The sequence below is a fragment of the Pseudomonas sp. FG43 genome (genome assembly GCF_057809175.1).
This window is the reverse complement of sequence record NZ_JBMDJL010000010.1, coordinates 47,400-71,600: the sequence shown is the minus strand read 5'-3', so window position 1 is coordinate 71,600 and position 24,201 is coordinate 47,400. Positions and strand designations below refer to the sequence as shown.

Sequence of the window (24,201 nt, the reverse complement as noted above, 5' to 3'; positions counted from 1 at the left end):
GTCGAGATGAGTGCCGACGAAAAAAGAATCCGCGAATTTGCCTATCAGATATGGGAATCGGAAGGGAAGCCCACCGGGCAGGAAAAGCGTCACTGGGAAATGGCCCGCAAACTGGCAGAAGCCGAAGCACTGGCTCCGGATAAAACCAGTGCCAGCAAGGCCAACAAGCCCAAGTTACCCAAAGTCGATGGAGGTACGCCAAAAACAGCGCCCTCCAAACCGGCAGCCAAGGCAGCACCGGTAGCCAAACCAGCCGCCGCACCCAAGCCCGCTGCAAAACCCAAGTCACCCCCTACCCAGGCAGAACAACCGCCCAAGCCTGCGGCGAAGAAACCACGTAAACCACCGGCGACTTGAAACGCTACAGGTCCTGTACCTGCCCACTGCCGCAGATGTCGCGCTAGATCACGGCGCGACCTGCGGCAACTCCGGCATCTTTATTCAGCAGTATTGAAGCCGTCCGGGTTTCGATAGCGGTTCTGGCTGCCTGAAAAGTCATCGCGTCAGGAAAGAATCATGAATACAAAGTCCAAAACCGTAAAAGACGAAACTTCAACGACCGGCTCGCCCTCCCGCATTCGTGAAGGGCTGCCCTTCCCGCTCGGCGCCAACTGGGATGGTCTGGGCGTCAACTTTGCACTGTTTTCCGCCAATGCGACCAAGGTGGAACTGTGCCTGTTCGATTCAAGCGGTGAGGAAGAACTGGAGCGTATCGAGCTACCGGAATACACCGATGAAATCTTTCATGGCTACCTTCCCGATGCACACCCCGGCCTGATCTACGGTTATCGAGTCTATGGGCCTTACGACCCGCAGAATGGCCATCGCTTCAACCATAACAAACTGCTGATCGACCCATATGCCAAGCAACTGGTCGGCAAGCTGAAATGGTCTGAAGCCTTGTTCGGTTACACCATCGGCCACCCTGACGGCGATTTGAGTTTCGATGAGCGCGACAGCGCGCCTTTCGTGCCCAAGAGCAAGGTCATCGACCCGGCCTACACATGGGGCCGCGACCAGCGGGTCGGTACGCCCTGGGACAAGACCATCCTCTATGAAACCCATGTGCGCGGCTTCACCATGCGCCACCCGGCGGTACCGGATGAATTGCGTGGCACCTTCTCCGGCCTGATGGTCGAGGAGGTCATAGACCATGTGCGCAAGCTGGGTGTGACAGCGGTGGAATTGCTGCCCGTGCATGCCTTCGTCAATGACCAGCACCTGCTGCAAAAAGGCATGACCAATTACTGGGGCTATAACAGCATTGCGTTCTTCGCCCCGGACCCACGCTACCTGGCGCACGGCAAGATCGCCGAGTTCAAGGAAATGATCGCGCACATGCACCACGCGGGGCTGGAGGTCATTCTTGATGTGGTCTACAACCATACCGCCGAGGGCAACGAACTGGGGCCGACCCTGTCCATGCGCGGCATCGACAACGCCTCTTATTACCGGTTGATGCCAGACGACAAGCGCTTCTACATCAATGATTCAGGCACAGGCAACACACTGGACCTGAGTCATCCCTGCGTACTGCAAATGGTCACCGACTCCCTGCGTTACTGGGCTTCGGAAATGCATGTCGATGGTTTCCGCTTCGATCTGGCGACCATTCTGGGCCGCTATCACGACGGCTTCGATGAGCGGCACAGTTTCCTGGTCGCCTGCCGCCAGGACCCGGTCCTGCGTCAGGTAAAGCTCATCGCCGAACCTTGGGACTGCGGGCCTGGCGGCTATCAGGTCGGCGGCTTCCCGCCAGGCTGGATGGAGTGGAACGACAAGTTCCGCGACACCGTGCGTGCATTCTGGAAAGGCGATGACAACCAGCTTGCCGACTTTGCCGGGCGCATGACCGCCTCGGGCAACATGTTCAACCAGCGTGGACGTCGCCCTCAGGCTTCGGTGAACTTCATTACTGCCCACGATGGCTTCACCCTGCATGACCTGGTGTCCTACAACGACAAGCACAACGAAGCCAACGACGAGAACAATCAGGACGGCAGCAACAACAACCTGTCCTGGAACCACGGCGTCGAAGGCCCAACCGACAACCACGAAATCAACCAGTTGCGCCTGCGTCAGATGCGCAACTTCTTCGCTACCCTGCTGCTGGCCCAAGGCACGCCGATGATGGTCGCTGGCGATGAGTTCGCCCGAACCCAGCATGGCAATAACAACGCCTATTGCCAGGACAGCGAAATCGGTTGGGTCAACTGGGATCTGGACTCCGATGGCAAGGCACTGCTCAAGTTCGTCAAGCGCGTGATCAAGCTGCGCCAAAGCTACCCGATCCTGCGCCGCAGCCGTTTTCTGGTGGGCGACTACAACGAAGAAATCGGCGTCAAGGATGTCACCTGGCTGGCGCCGGACGGCAATGAAATGAGCGTCGAACAATGGCACGACAGCCAGGCCCGCTGCCTGGGCATGCTGATGGATGGCCGTGCCCAGGAAACCGGAATCCGTCGCCCCGGTGCCGATGCCACCCTGCTGCTGGTGGTCAATGCTCATCATGAAGGCGTTGACTTCACCTTCCCGCAAGTACCTGAAGGCACGCATTTCACCTGCCTGATCGATACCAATCAGGAAGATTTGCGCAGCAAGGAAAAATTCGACTTCGGCTCCCGCTACACCGTAACCCCACGCTCGTTGTTGCTATTTGAGCTACAGCGCGAAGATCAGTCATGACTCAGGCACTCAAGGAGTTTCTCGACTGGCGCAAGCACGGCTATGCCGATACGCAGGCGCTGGGCGAATGCTTGCGGGCATTGGTGAGCGAAGGCCTCGACCACCTGCCGATGCCGGCAAGCGGCCAGACTCTGGAGCGCTGGCAAGCGCTGGCCTGTGTGGCAGCTCATGATCTGGGGCTGTGCAAACTCTATGAAGGGCATACCGATGCCCTGGCGATCATGCAGGAACTGGGCGCGGAGATTCCCGAGCCCGGGACGACCTGGGGCATGTGGGCTGCCGAACCGCCCACAGCCAGAGTCAGTGTCAGCGGCAAGGGCGACTCGCTTCGACTGAACGGCCGCAAGGCATGGTGCTCGGGAGCGGCAGTCTTGAGCCATGCCCTGATCACCGCCTGGGATGAAGAAAACCGCCAGCAACTGGTTGCTGTGGCTCTCGATCAACCCGGTATTCATATCGCAACCGCCGGATGGCGTGCAGTCGGCATGGGCGCAACCGGCAGTATCGAAGTTCAGTTCGAGCAAGCCACCGCGTCGACAGTCGGCACGCCTGGGGCGTATCTGACGCGCGCAGGTTTCTGGCATGGCGGCATCGGTATTGCGGCGTGCTGGTACGGCGCTTCATGCGCACTGGCACAACGTCTTTTACAGCAGGCCGGTAAAAGCGAAGAACCCCATGCCCTTGCACATCTGGGGGCGGTGGATGTTGCCTTGTACAGCGCCAGCCAGCTATTGCAGGCAGCCGCCCTCAGCCTGGACCGGACACCGGAGGACAATGCCGAACAGCTTGCCCGACGCTGTCGTGCCCATGTCGAACACACGGCCGAACAGGTCATTCATCATGTGGGCCGGGCACTAGGGGCAACCCCTTACTGCAAGGACGCCCATTTTGCCCGCCTGATTGCCGACCTGCCGGTCTTCCTGCGCCAGAGTCATGCCGAGAAAGACCTCGCCATTCTCGGGCAATTGGCAAGCAAGGCATCGAATAGCCCATGGGGTGCAGCCTGGCAGCCATGAAAAAGAAACTGATAGCCGGTTGTGGCACCAGCCTGAAAGCCTGGAACGCCTCACAGAAACTGGCCGCAGTACCCGTCATCAGCGCTGACCTGCTGGTACCACATCACTCACGGGCAATCATCGTCGCCCCTCATCCAGACGATGAAATACTGGGCTGTGGCGGCCTGATGTGCCAACTGGCGCAACTGGACCGGAGCCTGAAACTGTTATCGGTCACCGATGGCAGCGCCAGCCATCCCGGCTCGAAACTCTGGCCCGCCGGACGCCTTAGCGTGATCCGTCCTCAGGAAAGCGCCGAAGCCTTGCGTCGTCTCGACCTGCCACTGCATCGCCTGCAATGGATTCGTGGTGGTTTCAATGACGGCGCAGTCGCCGCCCAGGAGGAAAAGCTGGTGAAATTCATCGAACGCTACCTGCTGCCCACCGATGTGGTGTTCACCACCTGGGCCGAAGACGGGCATGCCGATCACGAAGCAACAGGCCGTGCCTGCGCACGCGCCTGTGCCCAGGCAGGCGCCACCCTCATCGAAGTGCCGATCTGGGCCTGGCACTGGGCAAGCCCGGAAGATGACCGCCTGCCTTGGGAACGTGCCCGCAAGGTCTTGCTGGACCCCATGACCATTGCCCGCAAGCGCCATGCTGCCCATGCCTTTGCCAGCCAGTTGCAAGGCGACCCGGACATCGGGCTTTCACCGATATTGCCTGCCGGAATACTTGAACGGCTGCTGCAACCTTTCGAGGTGATCTTCATATGAGTGTCACCGAACAGCATTTCGATGAGCTTTTCCGGGACAACGACGACCCCTGGGCTTTCAAGCAGCGCTGGTACGAACGCCGCAAACGCGCCCTGACCCTCGCCGCCCTGCCCCATGAGCGCTATGCCTCAATTTTCGAGCCTGGCTGCGCCAATGGCGAACTGAGCGCAGAACTGGCCGGACGCTGCGAACATTTATTGTGTTGCGATACCTCAAACCTGGCTGTGGAGCTTGCCCGCCAGCGCCTGGCGTCTTTCAGCCATGTCCATGTGCTGCACGCCCGCCTTCCACAGCAATGGCCCGAGGGACAGTTCGATCTGATCGTGTTCAGCGAACTTGGCTATTACCTCGATCTCGAAGACCTGCATCAATGGATCGACTGCGCGCTTGCCTCGCTCACACCCGATGGTCAATTGCTGGCCTGTCATTGGCGTCCCGACATCGAGGGCTGCCCATTGAATGCCGATCGGGTTCATCAGGTTCTGGACGAACGCTTGCAGGCGCACCGGCTGTTCAGTCATCACGAAGCCGACTTTCTGCTGGACCTCTGGAGTCATGATCAAACCTCCGTCGCAGCTCGGGAGAAACTCAGATGATTGGCATCCTGCTCCCGGTACACAACGAAGAGAAACTGCTCGGTGCCTGCCTTGAAAGCCTGCTGCTGGCCAGCAGGCATCCAGGGTTGAATGGCGAACCCGTCACGATCCTGGTGGTATTGGACAGTTGTACCGATCACTCGGCCGATATCGCCCTGGAACACGGTGTCATCACCCTTGACCTGAAGGCCCGCAATGTCGGACAGGCGCGGGCGGCAGGCGCACGTTACCTGCTCGCCCACGGCGCCCGCTGGCTGGCCAGCACCGATGGCGACAGCAATGTGGCGACAGACTGGCTGGTGGAGCAACTGGCACTGAATGCCGACGCCGTTTGCGGCACGGTCACACTCGCCATGCAGAACAATGGCCTGTCAGCCACAGCACAGACGCTGTTTGAACAGCACTATCAACATCGCGAAGGGCATCGGCACATTCATGGCGCCAACCTGGGCGTCAGTGCCTCTGCCTATTTGCGGGCCGGAGGATTTCCGTTCCTGGCCTGCCATGAAGACGTACATCTTGTCCGCCAACTGGAACGCAGCGGTGCCCGTATCGCATGGAGTTGCAGGCCACAGGTCACCACCAGCACTCGCCTTGACCCCAGGGCCAGCGGCGGGTTTGGTGATTACCTGAGACTGCTGTCAGAAGGGAGCAGTGAATCGGGCCATTGATGATGAGCCGTCTGCATGCCGGAACGATCGGCATCGGATGAGCCAAGAGTACTGCTGAAGAAGCGCACCGCTTCGGCACTGAGATTGCGATGGATATCTTCGCGGTCCACACCCTCACGGTCAGTGCATAACAGCGGCATGGTTGCGCGTTGTTCATCGCTGCACGGGGCCATGAATACGAAATGACCTGCGCCTGCCAGCAGCTTGTAGTCCGACACCTTCGGCAGCTTGCGCGCCAGAGCCTCTGCATTCTTGTCGATGGGCAGCAATTGATCGTCATCACCGGCATACATCAGCACCGGAACATGAACTTCGCTCAGGGTATGGCGGCCGAACATCAGGCTCAAGGGCGCCATGAGCATCAGCGCACCGACTCGCGGATCGGCCTGGGCATGCAAGTCGTCCCGGTCAGCGACAAGCTCCCCCCGGGTCTTGCAGGCATCGCGATCATCAGGCCGCTCCAGACAATACTGGCGCAGACGCTTGAGGTCCGGCTGCGCACCCGCGAGGATCAGTGCGGTTTCGCCACCTGCCGAATAACCGATCACGCCGACCTGACGGGCATTGAGATAAGGCGACAGCATGGGGTCGAGCAAGGCTGCGCTGATGGCTTCGGAAATCTGCAACGGACGGCCATAAAGATTGCTCAGGCTGCCGAGACGGCTGTGATCGCGATAGTTATCACCGGGGTGCATCACGGCCACGACCACAAAGCCCTGGCGAGCAAGAGACGTCGCCAGATCATGCAAGGCCAGCGGATTGCCAGTATTGCCGTGCGACAACAACAGCAACGGGAAACGTCCCATGGCAATCGGCACATCTTCACCGGCTTCAACCCGATAACCCTGGATCGCGCTCACCTGCTCCGACCCGGTGGACGGATAGAAAGCAATGGCCTGCATCAGCTGCGAATCCAGAGGATCGGGGAAACTGAGCTCATGAAAGCCCGCGCTCCAATCCTCACTCGCCTGTGCCTGCACTGAAATCAGGCCATTGAGCACAAAAACCAGCATCGCTGCACAAAGACGTACCATTTGAAGGCTCATCCTTTGTAGTCCTGAACAATCCATTTATGCGCACATGAGGAACTTCATGCTCCAGCGCCCCTGCTCTCACAGAAATGAGAGTCTTTGAATGGAAAATAGTGCATAAGCCGGGCCAGACTATTTATCGGGAGGACGTCTGTATTCCGGCTGGGGCCATTTTACTGCCGGTCAGCCACGCTTACCTGTAAGGAAGCTGTCAAGGTTTCAGGTTGCCGCGTATGGAAAGCAAAAACTCCACAGCCCGGCGCAAGCCAATGCACGGGCTGTGGAGTTCATGGATTCTGCCGGTAGCGTTTATTCGTCGTTCAGAAATGCCAGCACCGGTTGCGTGAACAACTCCCCCGCTTCGACGTTCGACAGATGCGCCGCATGCAGCTCGATCATCTGCGCGTCCTGGATACGCTCGATCATGAAGCGCCCGTCCGCAGGCGTGGTCACGGCATCCTGGGTACCACAGACCACCAGAACCGGCAGGCTGATCGAAGCGATCCGGTCACGGAAGTCGGCATCGCGCACGGCAGCGCAGTTGGCGGCATAGCCTTGAGGCGAGGTCTGCGCCAGCATGCCGACAATGGTCTCGACTTTTGCAGGCTCGGCAACGGCGAACTCAGGCGTGAACCAGCGGGCAATCGAGGCATCGCGCAAAGCAACCATCGCGGCCTGACCATCGCGCAGCACGGTTTCGATACGCGGATTCCACACCTCAGGCGTGCCGATCTTCGATGCGGTATTGCACAGCACCACACGCTCCAGACGCTCTGGAGCATTGATCGCCAGCCACTGGCCGATCAGCCCGCCCATGGACAGGCCACAGAAAGACACTTTGTCGATATGGAGCGCATCCAGCAATGCCAGCACATCACGCCCATTGCGCTCGATACTGTAAGGGCCTTCGCTGACCAGCGATCGGCCATGGCCACGAGTGTCGTAGCGCAACACGCGAAAATGCCGGGTAAATGCAGGAATCTGCGCATCCCACATGTGCAGATCAGTGCCCAGAGAATTGGACAGCACCAGTACCGGTGCATCGGCCGGGCCTTCCAGCAGATAATTGAGTTCACCCTCAGCGAGTTGCACGGCAGACATTCCAGGCTCCTGAACAAAACAAAAGATGCACAGTAGACACAGACGCATGGGCAAACAATCCGCTGATGGATTATTCGTGCGACTATCGAACACCTTAGAAGCAAGGACCACAAACACCATGCAAACCGAAGAAATCGCACGCTTCTGCCTGAACCTGCCGGGAGCCCGGGAAGACTATAAATGGGGCGGCGTAAGGGTGTTTTCAGTTGCCGAGAAGAAGATGTTCGCGGTGATGGACCTGGCCGGTCAGGGTTTGTCTTTCAAGGTCCACCCGGAGCTGTTTCTGGGTTACGTCGACCGGCCCGGTATCCGCCCGGCACCTTATCTGGCAAGGGCCCACTGGATCAGTGTCCAGCAGCCCCATGTGTTGAGCGACGATGAAATCAGGGATTTGCTCACCCGCTCGCATCAACTGGTGGTCAGCAAGCTACCGAAGCGCCTGCAGGTAGCGCTCAAGCTGTGACAGCCAGGGTTTGAACCAGCCGCTGTCGAGAAACAGCTGGTCGATCCAGAACAACTGATGCCCCAGCACAATCAGCCAGAACACCATCTGGAAAGACAGCTTGCGTGTCTTGTGCCGGAAAACCTGCTGGCCCAGCAAAGCCCCGGGCCAGCCGCCGAACAGTTCGGCCATGTGCAGAATGTTCTCCGGGGTGCGCCAGCCGCCGTTACCGGCCTGACGCTTGTCGTGCCGGTAAAGCAGAAACGCCAGCAGGCTGACGACCAGATAAGCCGCGAGCACCAAGGGGCTGCCTGACCTGGCCCACAACATGCCCGCGCCATAAGCAGGCATCGCGCACAACAGCACAAGGATGCAGACCTTGAGGTTCAATCCCTGAACCGGCGCCCTGCCCCCGCTCGGTCTCTGAATCGAAGAACGCTGCCGAGGCAGGGTCATGCCTTGGCCGCTGCCCAGTCGATCCAGCCAAACTGCCAGGTCGCGAGGATCAACAGGCCAAAGGCGATGCGATACCAGGCGAACACCGCATAGCTGTGCGTAGCGATGAACTTGAGCAGACCGCGCACGGCAATCATGGCGAAGATGAATGAGGTGATGAAACCGATCGCGAACACCGCAAAGTCATCGGGGCGAAACAGATCACGGTACTTGTAGCCCGAATACACCGCGGCCCCGACCATGGTCGGCATGGCCAGGAAGAAAGAGAACTCGGTCGCAGCCTTGCGCGACAGACCGAACAACAGGCCGCCGATGATGGTGGAGCCCGAGCGTGAAGTCCCCGGAATCATCGCCAGACACTGCGCCAGCCCCACTTTCAGGGCATCGCGCCAAGTCATGTCATCGACTGTTTCGGCACGTATCACATGCTGGCGACGCTCGGCCCAGAGCATGATCACGCCGCCAATCACCAGAGCAGTCGCGACGGTGATGGGGTTGAACAGATAGTGGTGAATCAGGTCCGCAAAAATCACCCCCAGCACGACTGCCGGCAGGAAGGCGATCAGCAGATTGATGGTGAAACGCTGCGCCTGTTGTTGCTTGGGCAGGCCAATGACCACGTCAAGAATCTTGCGCCGAAATTCCCAGACCACCGCCAGAATGGCGCCGAGCTGGATGATGATGTTGAACGCCATGGCCCGCTCACCACCGAAACCGATCAAGTCGGCAACGATGATCTGATGCCCCGTACTGGAAATCGGCAGAAACTCCGTCAGCCCCTCGACAACACCCAATATCAACGCCTGAGCGGCGGTCCAAAGATCCATCATTCCCCCATAAAGCGCTGCCTGTGGCTCGCTCGTTAGTGTTGTTTTGCAAAAAAGGTTGTAACTATGAGCATCCGAACCTGAACAATGCTTGAAGAGGATGCTTAAAAGCGCCGAGATGCTAGCAGACCTGCACGTGCAAAGGCTCCCTGTCTTGCGCATAAGCGCTTACAATCGCGCGCCCACCCATTCCAACCACACTCAGGGAGTCGCCATGTCCGGACTTGAACTCTTCGCTGCCGTCCTCGGCGTGATAGCAGTCTGGCTTACAGTGAAGCAGAACCCTTGGTGCTGGCCAATTGGCCTGGTGATGGTGGTGATCTATATCTGGATCTTCTTCGACGTAAAGCTCTATTCGGACATGCTGCTGCAAGTGATCTACGCCGGCCTTCAGGTGTATGGCTGGCTGCAGTGGACCCGACACGGCAACGGCTTGCCGGTGCGGGCGGTCACGGTCCTGCAGAGCGGGCCAGTCCTGGGCGGCCTGGCAATCGGCGCTGTCATCAGCCTGGTGCTGGGTGCTTCCATGGCTCATTTCACGGATGCAGCACAGCCCTGGCTCGATGCCGCGCTGACCGGTTTCAGCCTGGTTGCACAAGTGTGGATGGCACAAAAACGGGTCCAGTGCTGGCCCCTGTGGATCGTGCTGGATGTCATTTTCGTCGGCCTGTTCATTTACAAGGAGCTGTACCTGACTGCTGCGCTATACGGGCTCTTTACCCTGCTTGCCGTTCAAGGCTGGCGTGAGTGGCGCAACGATCTGGCGCTGGCGCGATGAAAATCCTGGTCCTGGCAGGTCCCGAATCCAGCGGCAAAAGCTGGTTGTCCGACGAAATACACAAACGTTTCGGCGGTCTGGTGGTGGGCGAGTACGTGCGCCATTTCATCGAGCAGCAAGGTCGCGACACTGCCTACAGCGATATTCCCGACATTGCCCAAGGCCAACTGGCCTGGGAGGACACGGCCCGCGCTACCGCCCCGCCGCTGCTGATTCTCGACACGCATCTTCTGAGCAACATGCTCTGGAGCAAGGCCTTGTTCGGTGATTGCCCGCAGTGGATCGAGCAGCAATTGCTTAGCAGGCACTACGACCTGCATCTGCTGCTTTCCCCTGAAGGTGTCGACTGGATCAGTGACGGGCAACGTTGCCAGCCGCAACTGAGCGAGCGACAGGCATTTTTCGAGAACAGTCGGCAATGGCTGCATCGCCATGCGCAGAACTATCAAGTCATCGGGGGTGATTGGGACACACGCCGCGAGCAGGCAATGGCTGCCGTCACGCAGCTACTGACTGGCTCAGCGGATCTGATGCTTGTGCAGCAGCCGATAGAACGTCGGCCGCGAAATACCTAAAACCTTGGCTGCAACGCTGAGGTTATCGCTGTGGCGGGTCAACACATCGCACAAGGCCTGACGCTCGGCCCGCGACTTGTAGTCATCCAGCGTCCCCATGCTGCTGGCAATATCCTCTTCACCGAGCAAGCCAAGATCCGCGGCCTCTATCTGCCGTCCCTCGGCCAGCACCAACCCGCGTCTTACGCGATTGGCCAGCTCCCGCACATTGCCGGGCCAGTCATGCTTGCCCATGGCGATCAAGGCGTCCTGGCTAAAATTGCGGGCACGCCTGCCGGTTTCCTGGCTGTAGAAATGCGCAAAATGATTGGCCAGCATGGCCAGATCACCATGTCGTTCACGCAGAGGCGCAGTGCCGACCTGCAAGACATTCAGGCGGTAGTACAAATCTTCACGGAAGCGCTTTTTACGGATGGCGGTTTCAAGATCCACATGGGTCGCGGCCAGCACCCGTACATCCACGGGAATCGCTTCGCTACCACCGAACCGCTCGATATGCCGGTCCTGCAACAGGCGTAGCAGATGGGCCTGGGTTTCCATGGGCAGATCGCCTATATCGTCCAGAAACAACGTTCCGCCATTCGCCGCTTCGATGCGGCCGATCTTGCGCTCCAGGGCTCCGTTGAAAGCACCTTTCTCATAACCGAACAGCTCTGTGTGCAATAGATGCTCGGCAATAGCACCGCAATTGACTGCAACGAATGGCTTGTTCCTGCGCTGCGACTGCATGTGCAAGGTACGCGCAACCAGCTCCTTGCCAGTACCGCGCTCGCCGCGGATCAGCACCGGTGATTCAGTGGGAGCCAGCTTGCTCAGCAAACGACGCAACTCGCGGATAGGACGGCTCTCGCCCAGCATCTCGTGATCGGAGCTCGATACTTGCGCCGCCCCCTGGGCACGCAGACGTGCCATGCCATAAGCCCGGCCCAGCGTGACCTGCATGCGAGCCACATCGAAAGGCAAGGTGTGAAAATCGAAAAACCACTCACAGACAAAATCACCGATCTTTTCGCGCCGCAGGTCATTGGGTGCAAGCACCGCAATCCATTGAGTGTTGCTGCGGGTAATCAGCTCCTTGACCACTTCGGGGTGCTCGAAATGTTCAGGCATGAGACGAATCAGACCAACATCGCAACGCTGGTTAAGCGCCCCTTCCAGCGTATTGCTGTCCACAGCCCATCCGGCAGCCTGCAAGACAGGGATCAACTGATGGCAATCATCGCTGGGATCAACAATCAACAGACGTCGTGTTTGGGCCGCTTCATGCATATTAGGTTTCCTTGGCGCCCGACGTGGAAGAGAGTGATTAAAATCTTTTTATAAACAGTAAGTTGACGAGCCCGAATGTTACATTAGCAAATATTTGACACACCCTTGTACCGTTTAAATATATCGCTCATAACGAAAAGTAATTAAACAGGTTGTAACGTTTTTACAGTCAGGAAATTCTGCCGGTCATTGAACCGAACATCGTAAAAATTGCCTCAGATCAAGCCGAACGCGGCATGGATGTAAAAAAATTGAAAATATCCGGCAAGCGGTGTGACTCACCCCACCCTGTTCGGCATCAACACAGGTAACCAGCCGAACGGTCAGCCCACCGACGTGACTGGACTGATATGGGCATTTTGAGGAATTGAAAATGAACGCCCCACTGCGCTTCAACGATGCACTTCTGATCGCTGGAAACGCCTTTGCACCTTTCCAGTGTGTTGCCTGGGCAGCCCAGGCCGGAAGCGGCGAACTGAGCCTTACAGTGATCGACCGCACCTGCGCACTGATCGGTCGTAAACAGATCCCGAGCAGCGCTTACTCCGACCCTGTTCAACTGGCCAGCGCCCTGAAAGAAGCTCGCGAAGAAATCAGCAATGAGGGTTACAGCCTCCAGCCTTGGACCATGCCGGCTTGATGGCGTGACTCTTGTCGCGAATGAATTCGCTCCTACTTGTGGGTGAATTCATTCGCGAGACGTCATTTGAAGGATATACATTTTCTTCGGATGTACGAACCCTTCGCGAATTAATTCGCTCCTACGGAAACTTCATTAAATTCATGATGTTGCGTTTTATTCGCGAAGCTCTTCAATATGCCGGTAATCGGCACCCAGTCTATTAGCCAGTTCCCGCGCCCGGCCCAGCCGGATCGGTCCTTTCTCTATATCGATCAACAGGCTCTCGCAGTCGAAACCTGAACAGTGCGGCATGTCCTTGATACGACCATCGGTGAGGATCAATACACGCAAATGTTCGGCGGGATAACGCTGCTGACGCACCTTCAACCAGTCCTTCGCCTGCTCGATGGCAGCAAACAAGGGCGTTCCTCCGCCAGCGCCCAGCGCATCCAGCCAGGGACGCAATGCCGCCGAGGCCTTGAGCCCTTGATGCTTCCACTGCGGGACATTGCCGCTGGCGGTCAGCAATGCCAGCCTTGCGCGACGGCGATAAGCCTCGTCAAAAACCTGGGCCAGCATGCCCTTGGCCTGACTCAAGGCCTGATGACGACGTGTCGAGGCCGATGCATCGACGATCACCAGCAACAACTCCGCAGGCCGACTGCTGCGAGGCTGGCGCACCAGATCGTTGCGGCTTTGCGGGCGACCGCGCAATAACGTGGGCAGCCAGGCAATCGCGCCATCGATACCCGAACGCGCGGCACCATGACGCCCGGAAGTCAGTTTGCCTGGACGGGGGCTGGCATCCGCCCCCTTTGCCGAACGAGGGCGGATGCCTAAGGCTTTTTTGGCCAGCTCGGCACTTCGCGGCGCGCCCCTGTCGGCACTGGCCGGGCAGGCAATTCACCCCAGTTGCCCTGCCCGCTTTGCGGCTGAGGGTTTTGCGGGCTAGCCTGGCTGGATGGCGGTGTTTCAGGGCTCTGTGCCGGAGGCGCAGGATCGCGGCGCCGGTGACGCAAGGCAAACTCGGCCACCGCGTCGATATCCTGCTCCTCGATCACACTGACGCCACGCCACGCAGCATGCGCACGCGCAGCACGCAGCCAGACCAGATCGGCCCGCATGCCATCGACACCCGCAGCAAAACAGCGCTCGGTGACAAGACCCAGCGACCGGTCATCCAGCTCAATGGAAGGCAACAACCCACGAGCCTGCTCACAGCGTTGCTTCAAGGCTTGCTGCTGGCCTTGCCATGCCTGACAAAAGCCATGGGGGTCGGCATCGAAATCCAGACGTCGGCGGATGATCTGGCTGCGCTCGGCTGGCAAGGTCTGCCCGCTCAGAACCACGTTCAGACCAAAACGGTCCAGCAGTTGCGGACGCAATTCGCCTTCTTCCGGGTTCATGGTGCCGATCAGCACGAAGCGTGCTGCATGGCGATGGGAAATACCGTCGCGCTCCACCAGATTGGTACCGCTGGCAGCGACATCCAGCAACAGGTCGACAAGGTGATCGGCCAGCAGATTGACCTCATCCACATACAGAACACCACCGTCAGCCTTGGCCAAAACACCGGGCGAGAACTGCGCACGACCTTCGGACAGCGCCGCATCCAGATCCAGAGTGCCGACCAGACGCTCTTCGGTAGCGCCCAGCGGCAAGGTGACGAACTGACCGCTGGCCAGCAGGTCCGCCAGACCACGGGCCAGGGTCGACTTGGCCATGCCCCGCGGGCCTTCGATCAGCACGCCGCCGATTCTGGGGTCGATGGCTGCCAGGCACAGCGCCAGTTTCAGATCATCTGCACCGACTACGGCTGCCAGAGGAAAATGCGGGGTGTCGGTCATGCTTGGGTCAGGCAAGTTCATCAGCTCTCTTCTATATCCAGCAGCAGGTCTTCCAGCGCTTCACGATAGTCGCCCGGCTCCTGCCAGAGCCCACGCTGCTGGGCTTCAAGCATGCGTTCGGTCATGTCGCGCAGGGCATCGGGGTTGTGCTGGCGAATGAATTGGCGGGTCGATGGATCAAGCAGATAGGCATCGGCCAGCAGTGCATATTGGTGGTCGTCGATCAGCTCGGTAGTGGCATCGAACGCGAACAGGAAGTCCACGGTCGCAGCCATTTCGAACGCGCCTTTATAGCCATGCCGTTTGACGCCTTCGATCCACTTCGGGTTGGCCGCACGGCTGCGGATCACCCGGTTCAGCTCTTCCTTGAGGGTGCGAATTCTAGGCAAGTCCGGCTGGCTGTGATCGCCGTGGTAGCTGGCCGTTTTCTGGCCGCTCAGGCTTTCGGCGGCAGCCAGCATTCCGCCCTGGAACTGGTAGTAATCGTTGGAATCCAGCAGGTCATGCTCTCGGTTATCCTGATTCTGCAACACCGCCTGAACCTGCGTCAGTCGTTGTGCAAACTGCTGGCGGGCCGGCGTGCCTTCATCGGCTGCGCCGTAGGCATAGCCGCCCCAGTTCAGATAGACCTCGGCCAGATCGTCACGGCTTTGCCACAGACGCCCGTCGATAGCGCCCTGCACACCCGCGCCATACGCACCGGGCTTGGCACCGAAGATTCGCCAACCGGCCTGGCGCACTGCCTCGTCTTCGCTCAACCCGGTTTCCTGCAAGCTGCGGCGCTCTTCACGAACCCGGGCGGCCAGCGGGTTCTGATCGTCCGGCTCATCGAGAGCGGCCACGGCCTGTACGGCGGCATCGAACAGGCGGATAAGATTGGCAAAAGCATCACGGAAGAACCCGGACACTCGCAAGGTCACGTCCACACGAGGACGATCCAGCAAACTCAGCGGCAGAATCTCGAAATCATCGACCCGCTGACTGCCCGTCGCCCAGACGGGACGCACGCCCATCAGGGCCATGGCCTGAGCGATATCGTCACCACCGGTGCGCATGGTGGCCGTGCCCCAGACCGACAGGCCGAGCTGGCGCAAATGATCGCCATGATCCTGAAGATGGCGCTCCAGCAGCAGGTTTGCCGACTGGAAGCCAATCCGCCAGGCCGTAGTGGTTGGCAGATTGCGCACATCCACAGTAAAGAAGTTGCGACCGGTGGGCAGCACGTCAAGCCGACCTCGACTCGGCGCACCGCTCGGGCCAGCCGGCACGAAACGACCGCTCAGGGCATCGAGCAGGCCACGCATCTCTTCGGGGCCACAGGCATCGAGGCGCGGGGCTACGACATCGCGCAGGCTATCCAGAACCAGTGCCAGTTCCGGGTGCTCAGGAAGATCGTCGACTGCTTCATTCTTGACGATGCGCTCGATCAGGATGGCGGCATACAACTCCAGCCGCTCTCGCGTATCCCCCGTGGTACGCCATGGATCGTTGCTCACCGCCAATAAGGCTGACGGGCGCGGCCCGCTCCAGGGTTCAGCCAGATCACAATCCAGTGGATCGAAATCCAGCACCAGCGCCTTGGCCAGCACCCGCAACAGGCTCGACTGCGCGCCACGGCCATCGCCACGGGGAATGCGCAGCAACGCCAGCAGCGTGTCGATGCGCAGGCGCCCCTCGGGGGATTGGCCGAAGACATGCAGGCCATCGCGGATCTGCGATTCCTTCAGGTCACACAGATAAGTGTCCAGACGCGGCAACCAGATCGCCGCATCGGCGTCGCTGTCGATGGAGTCGTCCAGCGCCAGTTCGCGGTCGATACGGGTTTCGCGCACCAGCTTGAGGATGTCTCGCTGAAGCTCCAGCGCCCTGCGCGGGTCAAGCAGTTGCGCTTCGTAATATTCGTCGGCCAGCAGTTCCAGATTGCGCAGCGGGCCGTAGGTTTCGGCACGGGTCAGCGGCGGCATCAGATGGTCGATGATGACCGCCTGGGTACGGCGCTTGGCCTGGGCACCCTCGCCCGGATCGTTGACGATAAACGGGTAGATATTCGGCATCGCGCCCAACACCGCGTCGGGCCAGCAATCCTGCGACAGGCCAACGCCCTTGCCCGGCAGCCACTCCAGATTGCCATGTTTGCCCACATGCAGCACAGCATGCGCACCATAAGCCTTGCGCAACCAGAAGTAGAACGCGAGATAACCGTGGGGCGGTACCAGATCGGGGTCGTGATAGACCGCGCTGGGGTCCACTTGATAGCCACGGGCGGGCTGGATACCGACAAAGGTCAGACCAAAGCGGATACCAGCAATCATCATCCGCCCGCTACGGAACATCGGGTCATCCACGGGCGCGCCCCAACGGGCATTTACCGCATCGCGATTGGCCTGGGGCAAGGCATCGAAGGCTTGCAGGTATTCATCCAGCGCCATGCTTTGCTGACAGGGACGCAGATCGATGCTGTCCAGATCGTTGGTGACGCCGCCGAGCAATTGCTGAATCAGCGCAGTACCGCTTTCAGGCAACTGCGCCAGCGGATAGCCCTCGCCCTGCATGGCACGCAGGATATTCAGCGCCGCCGCAGGCGTGTCGAGCCCGACTCCGTTGCCGATCCGGCCATCGCGGGTCGGGTAGTTGGCCAGGATCAACGCTACCCGCTTGCTGGCATTGGGCAAGCGCGCCAGTTCGATCCAGCGCCGCGCCAGTTGCGCAACGAAGCCCATACGCTCTGGATGAGCGCGATAGCACACCACATCCGACTGGCTGCGCTCGCTGCGCCAGGCCAGATCCTTGAAGCTGACGGGTCGGCTGATGATCCGCCCGTCCAGCTCCGGCAAGGCAATGTGCATCGCCAGATCCCGAGCGCCCAGCCCTTGCTCGCTGGCCTGCCAGGCGGGCTGGTTGTCCTGGGCGCAAATAGCCTGGATGACCGGCACATTGCGGCGAAACGGTCGCAGATGCGGCGCTTCCGGGCTGGACTGGGCAAAGCCTGTGGTGTTGAGGATCAGTTCGGCTTCGACTTCATCCAGCCAGTCCTCGACCATGGTCAGGCAACCCGGCTCCTTGAGACTGGCCAGCGCAACCGGCAAAGGGTTGAGCCCTTCGGCCTGCAAGCGCTCACAGAACACATCGATGAAACCGGTATTGGCGGCCTGCAAGTGGGAGCGGTAGAACAGCAGCGCGACCACCGGCTGCCCGGCAATCCAGTCAGCCTGCCAGTCAGTCAGCGCGGCACCGGGTTTATGTGGATGGTAGATCGCCGTACGCGGCAATGGCCGGGGCTCGCCCCATGGATAGTCGCGCTCAAGCCAGCTACTTGCCAGGCAGCGATAAAGATCCAGTGCGTTTTGCAGCCCGCCCTGACGCAAGAACTGCCAGAGCCGGTCCCGCGCTTCGGCGGGCACGGTGCTCAGGTCGCTCAATTCCGGATCGGGACGATCATCGCCCGGTACCAGAATCACCTGCACACCACGGGCAGCAAGCTCCATCAAGCGCTCGACGCCATAACGCCAGTAGCCGATGCCGCCATGCAGGGAAATCAGAATGACCCTGGCGTGACGCAACACTTCATCGACGTACAAGTCCACCGAAGCGTGATTCTGCACCTGCATCGGGTTGGCCAGACGCAGGCTCGGGTAATCGTCGGGCAGTTGCTGCGCAGCTTCGGCCAGCAAGGCCAGGCTCGAATCGCCGCTACAGAGAATCACCAGCTCGGCCGGGGTCTGCCCCAGGTCGGCAATGCTGTCGTCGGGGACGAAACCGCCCGGCTGGGTTCTCAGTAAATGCATGGGTCAGGCAAGACTCGTAACGTTAAAGTTGGGCTCGCAGCGCTGTATGAACTTCAGACTCAAGCTCATCGTAGAGTTGCTTTTCCAGCGCGGCAGCATCGAGTTCCTGGCCAATCAATACCAGATGGGTGGCACGCTCTTCATCAGCCTTCCATGCACGGTCAAAGTGCTTGTCGAAACGAGTGCCCACACCCTGAATCAAGAGACGCATCGGCTTGCCGGGAATCGCGGCAAAACCTTTGACGCGCAGGATACCGTGCTGAACGACCATGCGGTTCAGCACGTTCAGCAGGAAGGCCTCTTCGGCTGGCGGCAGCTTGATGGAGATCGAATCGAATACATCGTGATCGTGGTCATCATGATCATCGTCGTCATGATGGTCATGGTGAGTCTTGCGGCTGTCGATATGCAGTTCCGACTCCGCGCCAATGCCCAGCAGTACATTGATTGGCAGACGGCCATTGCTGGCCTCGATGACCTTGACCGCTGGCGGCAGCTCTTCGGCAACTTCGGCACGCACCGCAGCCAGACCTTCGGGATCGATCATGTCGGCCTTGTTGAGGATCACCAGGTCGGCACTGGCCAGCTGATCAGCAAACAGTTCATGCAGCGGGGACTCATGATCCAGATTCGGGTCGAGCTTGCGCTGGGCGTCCACTTGATCCGGGAAAGCCGCGAAAGTGCCTGCGGCAACGGCCGGGCTGTCGACCACGGTTATGACCGCATCGACGGTGCAGGCATTGCGGATTTCCGGCCACTGGAAAGCCTGGACCAGCGGTTTTGGCAACGCCAGACCCGAGGTTTCGATAAGGATGTGGTCCAGGTCGGCGCGACGCGACACCAATTCGCGCATCACCGGGAAGAACTCTTCCTGCACCGTGCAGCACAGGCAGCCATTGGCCAGTTCGTAGACACGACCAGTGGCTTCTTCTTCGGTGCAACCGATGGTGCATTGCTTGAGGATTTCGCCGTCGATGCCCAGCTCGCCGAACTCGTTGACGATCACCGCGATACGACGCCCTTCGGCGTTATCGAGCATATGCCGCAACAAGGTGGTTTTACCCGAACCCAGGAAACCGGTAACGATGGTGACGGGAAGTTTGGCCAGTGTTTTCATCGGATGCCCTTTGGCAATACGGCGGGCAAGCAGGACGAGAACCGTGCGCTGCGCACGGATCGATTCGCCACCGGATCACCCCGCCCGGTTGTAGTGAGAATTCGTGGGCCTGTGGCCCGGTTCGAGGCAGGTCTCCTGGCTTACGGCGGCGTATCGGCGGTGCTGGCCGACAGGCATTCATCGCGCCTTCCCGCTTGCGCAGTGGCCATGCAATGAACATCACCGTTTACAGTTGCGGGGGCAGCTGCGGCTTGGACCGCATTCCCGTCTTAGCTCTACCCTCCTGCAGAAGGCAGAGAACCTCAAGTGCGCAAGGCTACGCAGTGGTCGAGGGCAGGTCAATCGTTCAGATTGACGTTCAGTGGCTGCCATGCTCTCCTATTACAACTTGTTACGGGTGCCCTTCACGGGGTGAAACGGGAAACCGGTGCGCTCATTCACGCATGAGCAAGTCCGGCGCTGCCCCCGCAACGGTAAGCGAGAGAGGGTCAGAACCACTGTGCCACGGCATGGGAAGGTGATCCTGAAGGTGTTGAACGCTGCACATCAACGCCCCTCGCGAGCCCGGAGACCGGCCCGATACTGACTCAATGACACACCCGCGGTGGGCGGGCGCAGTTGAAACCTCCTGGCGCCCGTCAGCAGGTTCCTGTGCGCATGCCCGCCTGTCGAAACCAGAGGGAAGCGCCATGTCCACCATCAGCAGCAGCCAGTCGAGCACAGCCACATCCACCCAGACCCAACGCCTGACCGCCGCCATCAGCGCTGCGATTCTTGGTGCGTGCCTGGTGTATTTCGCCGGTTTCTCGCACATCGCCGCCGTTCACAACGCCGCGCACGACACCCGCCACAGCGCCGCCTTCCCTTGCCATTGAGACCTGACGCCATGTTCAAGCGAATCATCCAGACCGCAGGCTTCAGCGGTCTGCTGGCGGCACTGCTGCTGACCTTGCTGCAAAGCTTCTGGGTCGCGCCGCTGATTCTTCAGGCCGAAACCTACGAAAAAGCACCTGCCGAGCATGTGCATGAACATGATCATGCCGAGGGCGCAGCCGCCGGACACAGTCACGACGAAGAGGCCTGGGAACCGGAAGACGGCTGGCAGCGCATCCTCTCCACGACCGGTGGCAATCTGGTGGTCGCAGTCGGTTTTGCCTTGATGCTGGTCGCGCTCTACACCCTGCGCGGACCGGGCCGCACCTCCCAGGGCGCGCTATGGGGGCTGGCCGGTTTTGCGGTTTTCGTTCTGGCACCAACGCTGGGGCTGCCGCCCGAACTGCCGGGCACTGCGGCCGCCGACCTGAACCTGCGCCAATACTGGTGGATCGGGACTGCGGCTTCCACGGCTGCCGGGCTGGCCCTGATCGCCTTCGGCCAGAACTGGCTGCTCAAAGTGCTGGGCGCGGCCATTCTGGTAGTGCCGCACCTGATTGGCGCACCACAGCCGCTGACCCACGAGAGTCTGGCTCCTGAAGCACTGGAATCACAGTTCATCATGGCTTCGCTGCTGACCAACGCACTGTTCTGGATTGCTCTGGGCCTGATCAGCGCCTGGCTGTTCCGTCGCAACAATGCCGACCTGCACGCCTGATCACACCCCCGCACAGCCCCGTCCTGTCCTTGTGGCAGGCCTGGGCTGCCAGCGTGGCTGCCCGTCCACGCACCTGCTGGAGCTGATCGAAAGCAGCCTGAAAGCCCACGCTCTGGAGATCGGAGCCATCACCGCCCTCGCCTCCATCGACCTCAAGCAGGACGAGCCGGGCTTGCTGGAGCTGGCTGAATACCTGTCAGTACCGCTGATTTTCTTCGATGCCTCTCAACTGGCACGATACGAACCGCAACTGACCCATCGCTCGCCAACGACGTTCCTGCACACCGGCTGCCACGGCGTTGCCGAAAGTGCAGCGCTGGCACTGGCCAGCCAATTGGGCAACAGCCCTGCAACACTGGTGATCGAACGCCAGAAAAACATCAGGGCAACATTTGCCTTGGCACGCTCCCCTGGGCAGGGTTGATAATCCGCTGCTCATTTATCGCGCTCGACTCAGGAGAATCCATTGACCGTCTTTTTCATCGGTGCAGGCCCAGGCGACCCGGACCTCATCACCGTCAAAGGCCAACGATTGATCAACAGTTGCCCGGTCATCATTTACGCGGGCTCACTGGTGCCAGTCGCGGTGCTGGATGGCAATCGGGCCATTCAGGTGGTCAATAGTGCCGAGTTGCACCTGGAGCAGATCATTGCCTTGATGAAATCCGCTCATGAACAGGGCCGGGATGTGGCCCGCGTGCATTCCGGTGACCCGAGCCTGTATGGTGCGATTGGCGAACAGATTCGTTGCCTGCGCGAGTTGGGAATTCCCTTCGAGATCATCCCCGGCGTAACAGCCACGGCGGCCTGCGCAGCACTGCTGGGCACCGAACTGACGCTGCCGGACATTTCCCAGAGCGTGATCCTGACCCGCTATGCCGACAAGACCTCAATGCCACTTGGCGAGGAGCTGGCAAGCCTGGCACAGCATCGCGCCACCATGGCCATTCATCTGGGGGTCAATAATCTGCAGAAAATAGTGGAAGAGCTGACGCCGCATTACGGCCCCGACTGCCCCATAGCCGTGGTGCATCGCGCAAGCTGGCCGGATCAGGACTGGGTTTTGGGCACGCTGGCCAACATTCACGACAAGGTGCAGGAGAAAGGCTTCAGGCGTACGGCACTGATACTGGTTGGTCGCGTACTGGCAGACGATACGTTTGGCGAGTCATCGCTGTATCGGGCCGGGCATGCTCATTTGTTCAGGCCTTGAATGAAGGGTTTCGCGAATGAATTCGCTCCCACGTAATAAGGAGCGGATTCACTCGCGAAGAAAACAACTCAGTAGTAAGCGTTTTCTTTCTGGGTATGGTCAGTCACATCACGCACACCGGCCAGCTCGGGGATGCGTTCGAGCAAGGTGCGCTCGATGCCTTCCTTCAAGGTGACATCGGCCTGACCGCAACCCTGGCAACCACCGCCGAACTGCAGGACGGCGATATTGCGCTCTTCTTCCTCGATCACGTCGATCAGGGTCACCTGACCACCGTGGCTGGCGAGCCCCGGATTGATCTCGGTTTGCAGGTAGTAGTTGATACGCTCGTTGATCGGGCTGTCGGCATTGACCATCGGGACTTTGGCGTTTGGCGCCTTGATAGTCAACTGGCCACCCATGCGATCCGTTGCGTAATCGACAACGGCGTCATCCAGAAAAGCTTCGCTGAAACCATCGATCCAGGCGGTGAAGCTCTTCAGGCCAATGGCCTTGTCTTCAGGTTTTTCTTCGCCCGGCTTGCAGTAGGCAATGCAGGTTTCAGCGTACTGGGTGCCAGGCTGGGTGATAAACACTCGGATGCCGATACCCGGGGTATTCTGCTTTTCCAGCAGATCGGCCAGATAATCGTGGGCAGCATCGGTAATAGTGATAGCGGTCATGAACATTCCTCGCAGACTTGGCGGCAGTTTACGCCAATCGGATGCGCATACAAAGTCCTAGTGTTTTTGTCAGGAAAGCGCAACCGATTCTCTTCCTTGCTGGCGGGCATCCAGACTGCGGCGCATTCGGCGATACAAGCCCTTCTCGATCCACTCATAGCTGCCCCAGGCGCCAATGGCGATGATCGGCACACAGAAGGCAAACACCAGATACGGGCTCAAGGCAAAGCGCTGCGCCATGAGCAAGCCACCGTAGAGCACCAGAACATGCAGCAGATATACCGAGTAGGAACAGTCGCCCAGAGTCTTGAGCATCCGGCTGCCGCGCAAGTAAGGCTCCAGCGAAATGGCGCACAGCACGATCAAGGCGCTTGGCAGCCCCCAGTTCAGCAGGCGTTGCTCGTTGGTCAGGTGATGGATCAGCAGCATTCCCGCCACAATCCCGGCCAATGGCAACCATAACCCTTCCTTGATCCAGCCCCGGCGATACAGCATGCCGATACCGATCCCCAACAGGAATTCATAGACGATGTCGTTGCCGTAGAAACGGCTGATCAAACCACTGCGAGCCAGAATCTCGGTCACGACAAACAGCGCGGCGGCGATGATCAAGGGCCGATGGCGCTGCTCGAAGAGAAAGACCATGGAGAACAGCACATAAAACAGCATCTCGTAGTTCAGGGTCCAGCCGACGTTAAGCGTCGGATACAAACCGTAGCCACCGGGATTTTCCGAAGGAATGAAAAGCAATGAAAGGAAGAAGTTCTGCCAGCCGATTACCTGATGGGGAAGCCAGGGCGCCGCAACCAGCAGCAACAGCCCCATGGCAGCGGTATACAGCCAGTAAGCCGGCACGATGCGGATCAGGCGGTGCAGGATAAAACGCCCGGCGGGCATGTCGCTGCCATGGGTCGAGAGGTAAATCACCAGCCCGCTGATGACAAAGAAGATATCGACGCCCACGGCGCCCTTGGAAACAAAGAATTCGCCAACGGGACCGCTGGCCTTGAAATCGAAAAAAATCTGCATGAAGTGATGACACACAACAACCCACGCGGCGAAAGCCCGTAAAGCCTGAACCGAAATCAACATCCAAAAACCTCTTGTCACCTGCCTTTTCAACCATAAGCCCGGACACGAAGCGAGCCGGACACGCATGAGG

The 24,201-nt window shown here is 59.5% G+C and carries 25 protein-coding genes and 2 riboswitches; of the genes, 14 read left to right on the top strand and 11 right to left on the bottom strand.

The annotated features are described in order from the left end of the window. Positions 1-6: 6 nt before the first annotated feature. From ACODS3_RS13870 to ACODS3_RS13845, 6 genes are all read left to right on the top strand, one after another. Positions 7-357, top strand: a complete 351-nt coding sequence (locus tag ACODS3_RS13870; protein WP_489034793.1) for a DUF2934 domain-containing protein — start codon at positions 7-9, stop codon at positions 355-357. Between the two features lie 159 nt (positions 358-516). Next, positions 517-2,685: a glycogen debranching protein GlgX gene (glgX, locus tag ACODS3_RS13865; protein WP_489034791.1), complete on the top strand. Its 2,169-nt coding sequence runs from the start codon at positions 517-519 to the stop codon at positions 2,683-2,685. Then, positions 2,682-3,701 (top strand): acyl-CoA dehydrogenase family protein, encoded by a 1,020-nt coding sequence (locus ACODS3_RS13860; protein WP_489034789.1) that lies wholly within the window; start codon positions 2,682-2,684, stop codon positions 3,699-3,701. Before glgX ends, ACODS3_RS13860 begins: the two co-directional genes overlap by 4 nt. Next, entirely contained in the window at positions 3,698-4,456 is a 759-nt protein-coding gene (locus ACODS3_RS13855) for a PIG-L deacetylase family protein (RefSeq protein WP_201002098.1), read from the top strand. The genes ACODS3_RS13860 and ACODS3_RS13855 overlap by 4 nt, the downstream gene beginning before the upstream one ends. Further along, the gene (locus ACODS3_RS13850; RefSeq protein ID WP_201019578.1) at positions 4,453-5,052 is read left to right on the top strand and encodes a class I SAM-dependent DNA methyltransferase; all 600 of its coding nucleotides are present in this window, start codon (positions 4,453-4,455) and stop codon (positions 5,050-5,052) included. Before ACODS3_RS13855 ends, ACODS3_RS13850 begins: the two co-directional genes overlap by 4 nt. Next, positions 5,049-5,723 (top strand): glycosyltransferase family 2 protein, encoded by a 675-nt coding sequence (locus ACODS3_RS13845; RefSeq protein WP_489034786.1) that lies wholly within the window; start codon positions 5,049-5,051, stop codon positions 5,721-5,723. Before ACODS3_RS13850 ends, ACODS3_RS13845 begins: the two co-directional genes overlap by 4 nt. On the opposite strand, the gene ACODS3_RS13840 is transcribed toward ACODS3_RS13845, so the two are convergent. Both ACODS3_RS13840 and pcaD read right to left on the bottom strand, forming a co-directional pair. Then, complete coding sequence (locus ACODS3_RS13840; RefSeq protein WP_201002409.1) at positions 5,678-6,757, bottom strand: alpha/beta hydrolase family protein; 1,080 nt, start codon at positions 6,755-6,757, stop codon at positions 5,678-5,680. The two genes, ACODS3_RS13845 and ACODS3_RS13840, sit on opposite strands and share 46 nt — an antisense overlap. Positions 6,758-7,063: 306 nt before the next feature. Continuing rightward, a complete protein-coding gene (gene pcaD, locus ACODS3_RS13835) occupies positions 7,064-7,855 on the bottom strand; it encodes a 3-oxoadipate enol-lactonase (protein ID WP_304574028.1) in 792 nt (263 codons plus the stop codon). 118 nt (positions 7,856-7,973) lie between these two features. On the opposite strand from pcaD, the gene ACODS3_RS13830 reads away from it, so the two are divergent. After that, complete coding sequence (locus ACODS3_RS13830) at positions 7,974-8,318, top strand: MmcQ/YjbR family DNA-binding protein (protein WP_201019575.1); 345 nt, start codon at positions 7,974-7,976, stop codon at positions 8,316-8,318. Here ACODS3_RS13830 and ACODS3_RS13825 read toward each other — a convergent pair. Beyond that, positions 8,283-8,753, bottom strand: coding sequence for a DUF1294 domain-containing protein (locus tag ACODS3_RS13825; protein WP_201019574.1), 471 nt, complete (start codon positions 8,751-8,753; stop codon positions 8,283-8,285). The two genes, ACODS3_RS13830 and ACODS3_RS13825, sit on opposite strands and share 36 nt — an antisense overlap. After that, positions 8,750-9,580 carry an undecaprenyl-diphosphate phosphatase gene (locus tag ACODS3_RS13820; protein WP_201019573.1) on the bottom strand — a complete coding sequence of 277 codons (831 nt, stop codon included), beginning with the start codon at positions 9,578-9,580 and terminating at the stop codon, positions 8,750-8,752. The genes ACODS3_RS13825 and ACODS3_RS13820 overlap by 4 nt, the downstream gene beginning before the upstream one ends. Positions 9,581-9,794: 214 nt before the next feature. Here ACODS3_RS13820 and pnuC point away from each other — a divergent pair, with 214 nt between their 5' ends. Together pnuC and ACODS3_RS13810 are read left to right on the top strand one after the other, a co-directional pair. Continuing rightward, positions 9,795-10,358 (top strand): nicotinamide riboside transporter PnuC, encoded by a 564-nt coding sequence (pnuC, locus tag ACODS3_RS13815; protein ID WP_201002083.1) that lies wholly within the window; start codon positions 9,795-9,797, stop codon positions 10,356-10,358. Continuing rightward, positions 10,355-10,933, top strand: coding sequence for an AAA family ATPase (locus ACODS3_RS13810; RefSeq protein WP_489034782.1), 579 nt, complete (start codon positions 10,355-10,357; stop codon positions 10,931-10,933). The genes pnuC and ACODS3_RS13810 overlap by 4 nt, the downstream gene beginning before the upstream one ends. Here ACODS3_RS13810 and ACODS3_RS13805 read toward each other — a convergent pair. Next, positions 10,877-12,202, bottom strand: a complete 1,326-nt coding sequence (locus tag ACODS3_RS13805; RefSeq protein ID WP_489034780.1) for a sigma-54 dependent transcriptional regulator — start codon at positions 12,200-12,202, stop codon at positions 10,877-10,879. The two genes, ACODS3_RS13810 and ACODS3_RS13805, sit on opposite strands and share 57 nt — an antisense overlap. 373 nt (positions 12,203-12,575) lie before the next feature. Between ACODS3_RS13805 and ACODS3_RS13800 the strand changes: the two genes are divergently transcribed. Then, the gene (locus ACODS3_RS13800; protein WP_201002078.1) at positions 12,576-12,842 is read left to right on the top strand and encodes a hypothetical protein; all 267 of its coding nucleotides are present in this window, start codon (positions 12,576-12,578) and stop codon (positions 12,840-12,842) included. Between the two features lie 156 nt (positions 12,843-12,998). On the opposite strand, the gene ACODS3_RS13795 is transcribed toward ACODS3_RS13800, so the two are convergent. From ACODS3_RS13795 to cobW, 4 genes are read right to left on the bottom strand one after another with little or no spacing between them, the layout of a single operon-like run. Then, positions 12,999-13,607 (bottom strand): vWA domain-containing protein, encoded by a 609-nt coding sequence (locus tag ACODS3_RS13795; RefSeq protein ID WP_201019657.1) that lies wholly within the window; start codon positions 13,605-13,607, stop codon positions 12,999-13,001. 53 nt (positions 13,608-13,660) lie between these two features. Continuing rightward, on the bottom strand, positions 13,661-14,692 hold the full coding sequence (locus ACODS3_RS13790; RefSeq protein WP_489034778.1) for a magnesium chelatase ATPase subunit I: 1,032 nt from the start codon (positions 14,690-14,692) through the stop codon (positions 13,661-13,663). After that, a complete protein-coding gene (gene cobN / locus ACODS3_RS13785; RefSeq protein ID WP_489034776.1) occupies positions 14,692-18,456 on the bottom strand; it encodes a cobaltochelatase subunit CobN in 3,765 nt (1,254 codons plus the stop codon). Before cobN ends, ACODS3_RS13790 begins: the two co-directional genes overlap by 1 nt. A 22-nt stretch (positions 18,457-18,478) precedes the next feature. Further along, positions 18,479-19,573 carry a cobalamin biosynthesis protein CobW gene (cobW, locus tag ACODS3_RS13780; protein ID WP_304574023.1) on the bottom strand — a complete coding sequence of 365 codons (1,095 nt, stop codon included), beginning with the start codon at positions 19,571-19,573 and terminating at the stop codon, positions 18,479-18,481. 108 nt (positions 19,574-19,681) lie between these two features. Beyond that, positions 19,682-19,893, bottom strand: a riboswitch (cobalamin riboswitch). Positions 19,894-19,951: 58 nt separating this feature from the next. Further along, a riboswitch (cobalamin riboswitch) is annotated at positions 19,952-20,167 on the top strand. A 95-nt stretch (positions 20,168-20,262) separates the two neighbouring features. On the opposite strand from cobW, the gene ACODS3_RS13775 reads away from it, so the two are divergent. The 4 genes from ACODS3_RS13775 to cobM are packed head-to-tail and all read left to right on the top strand — an operon-like array spanning position 20,263 to position 22,377. Then, entirely contained in the window at positions 20,263-20,448 is a 186-nt protein-coding gene (locus ACODS3_RS13775; protein ID WP_201002072.1) for a CbtB domain-containing protein, read from the top strand. 11 nt (positions 20,449-20,459) lie between these two features. Beyond that, the gene (locus ACODS3_RS13770) at positions 20,460-21,164 is read left to right on the top strand and encodes a CbtA family protein (RefSeq protein ID WP_489034775.1); all 705 of its coding nucleotides are present in this window, start codon (positions 20,460-20,462) and stop codon (positions 21,162-21,164) included. Beyond that, on the top strand, positions 21,145-21,588 hold the full coding sequence (locus tag ACODS3_RS13765) for a cobalamin biosynthesis protein (protein WP_489034774.1): 444 nt from the start codon (positions 21,145-21,147) through the stop codon (positions 21,586-21,588). The genes ACODS3_RS13770 and ACODS3_RS13765 overlap by 20 nt, the downstream gene beginning before the upstream one ends. 42 nt (positions 21,589-21,630) lie before the next feature. Next, positions 21,631-22,377: a precorrin-4 C(11)-methyltransferase gene (gene cobM / locus ACODS3_RS13760; RefSeq protein ID WP_489034773.1), complete on the top strand. Its 747-nt coding sequence runs from the start codon at positions 21,631-21,633 to the stop codon at positions 22,375-22,377. 68 nt (positions 22,378-22,445) lie between these two features. Here cobM and nfuA read toward each other — a convergent pair whose 3' ends face one another. Both nfuA and ACODS3_RS13750 read right to left on the bottom strand, forming a co-directional pair. Beyond that, positions 22,446-23,039: a Fe-S biogenesis protein NfuA gene (gene nfuA / locus ACODS3_RS13755; protein WP_122315432.1), complete on the bottom strand. Its 594-nt coding sequence runs from the start codon at positions 23,037-23,039 to the stop codon at positions 22,446-22,448. Between the two features lie 69 nt (positions 23,040-23,108). Then, complete coding sequence (locus tag ACODS3_RS13750; protein ID WP_489034772.1) at positions 23,109-24,131, bottom strand: acyltransferase family protein; 1,023 nt, start codon at positions 24,129-24,131, stop codon at positions 23,109-23,111. Between the last annotated feature and the right edge of the window lie 70 nt (positions 24,132-24,201).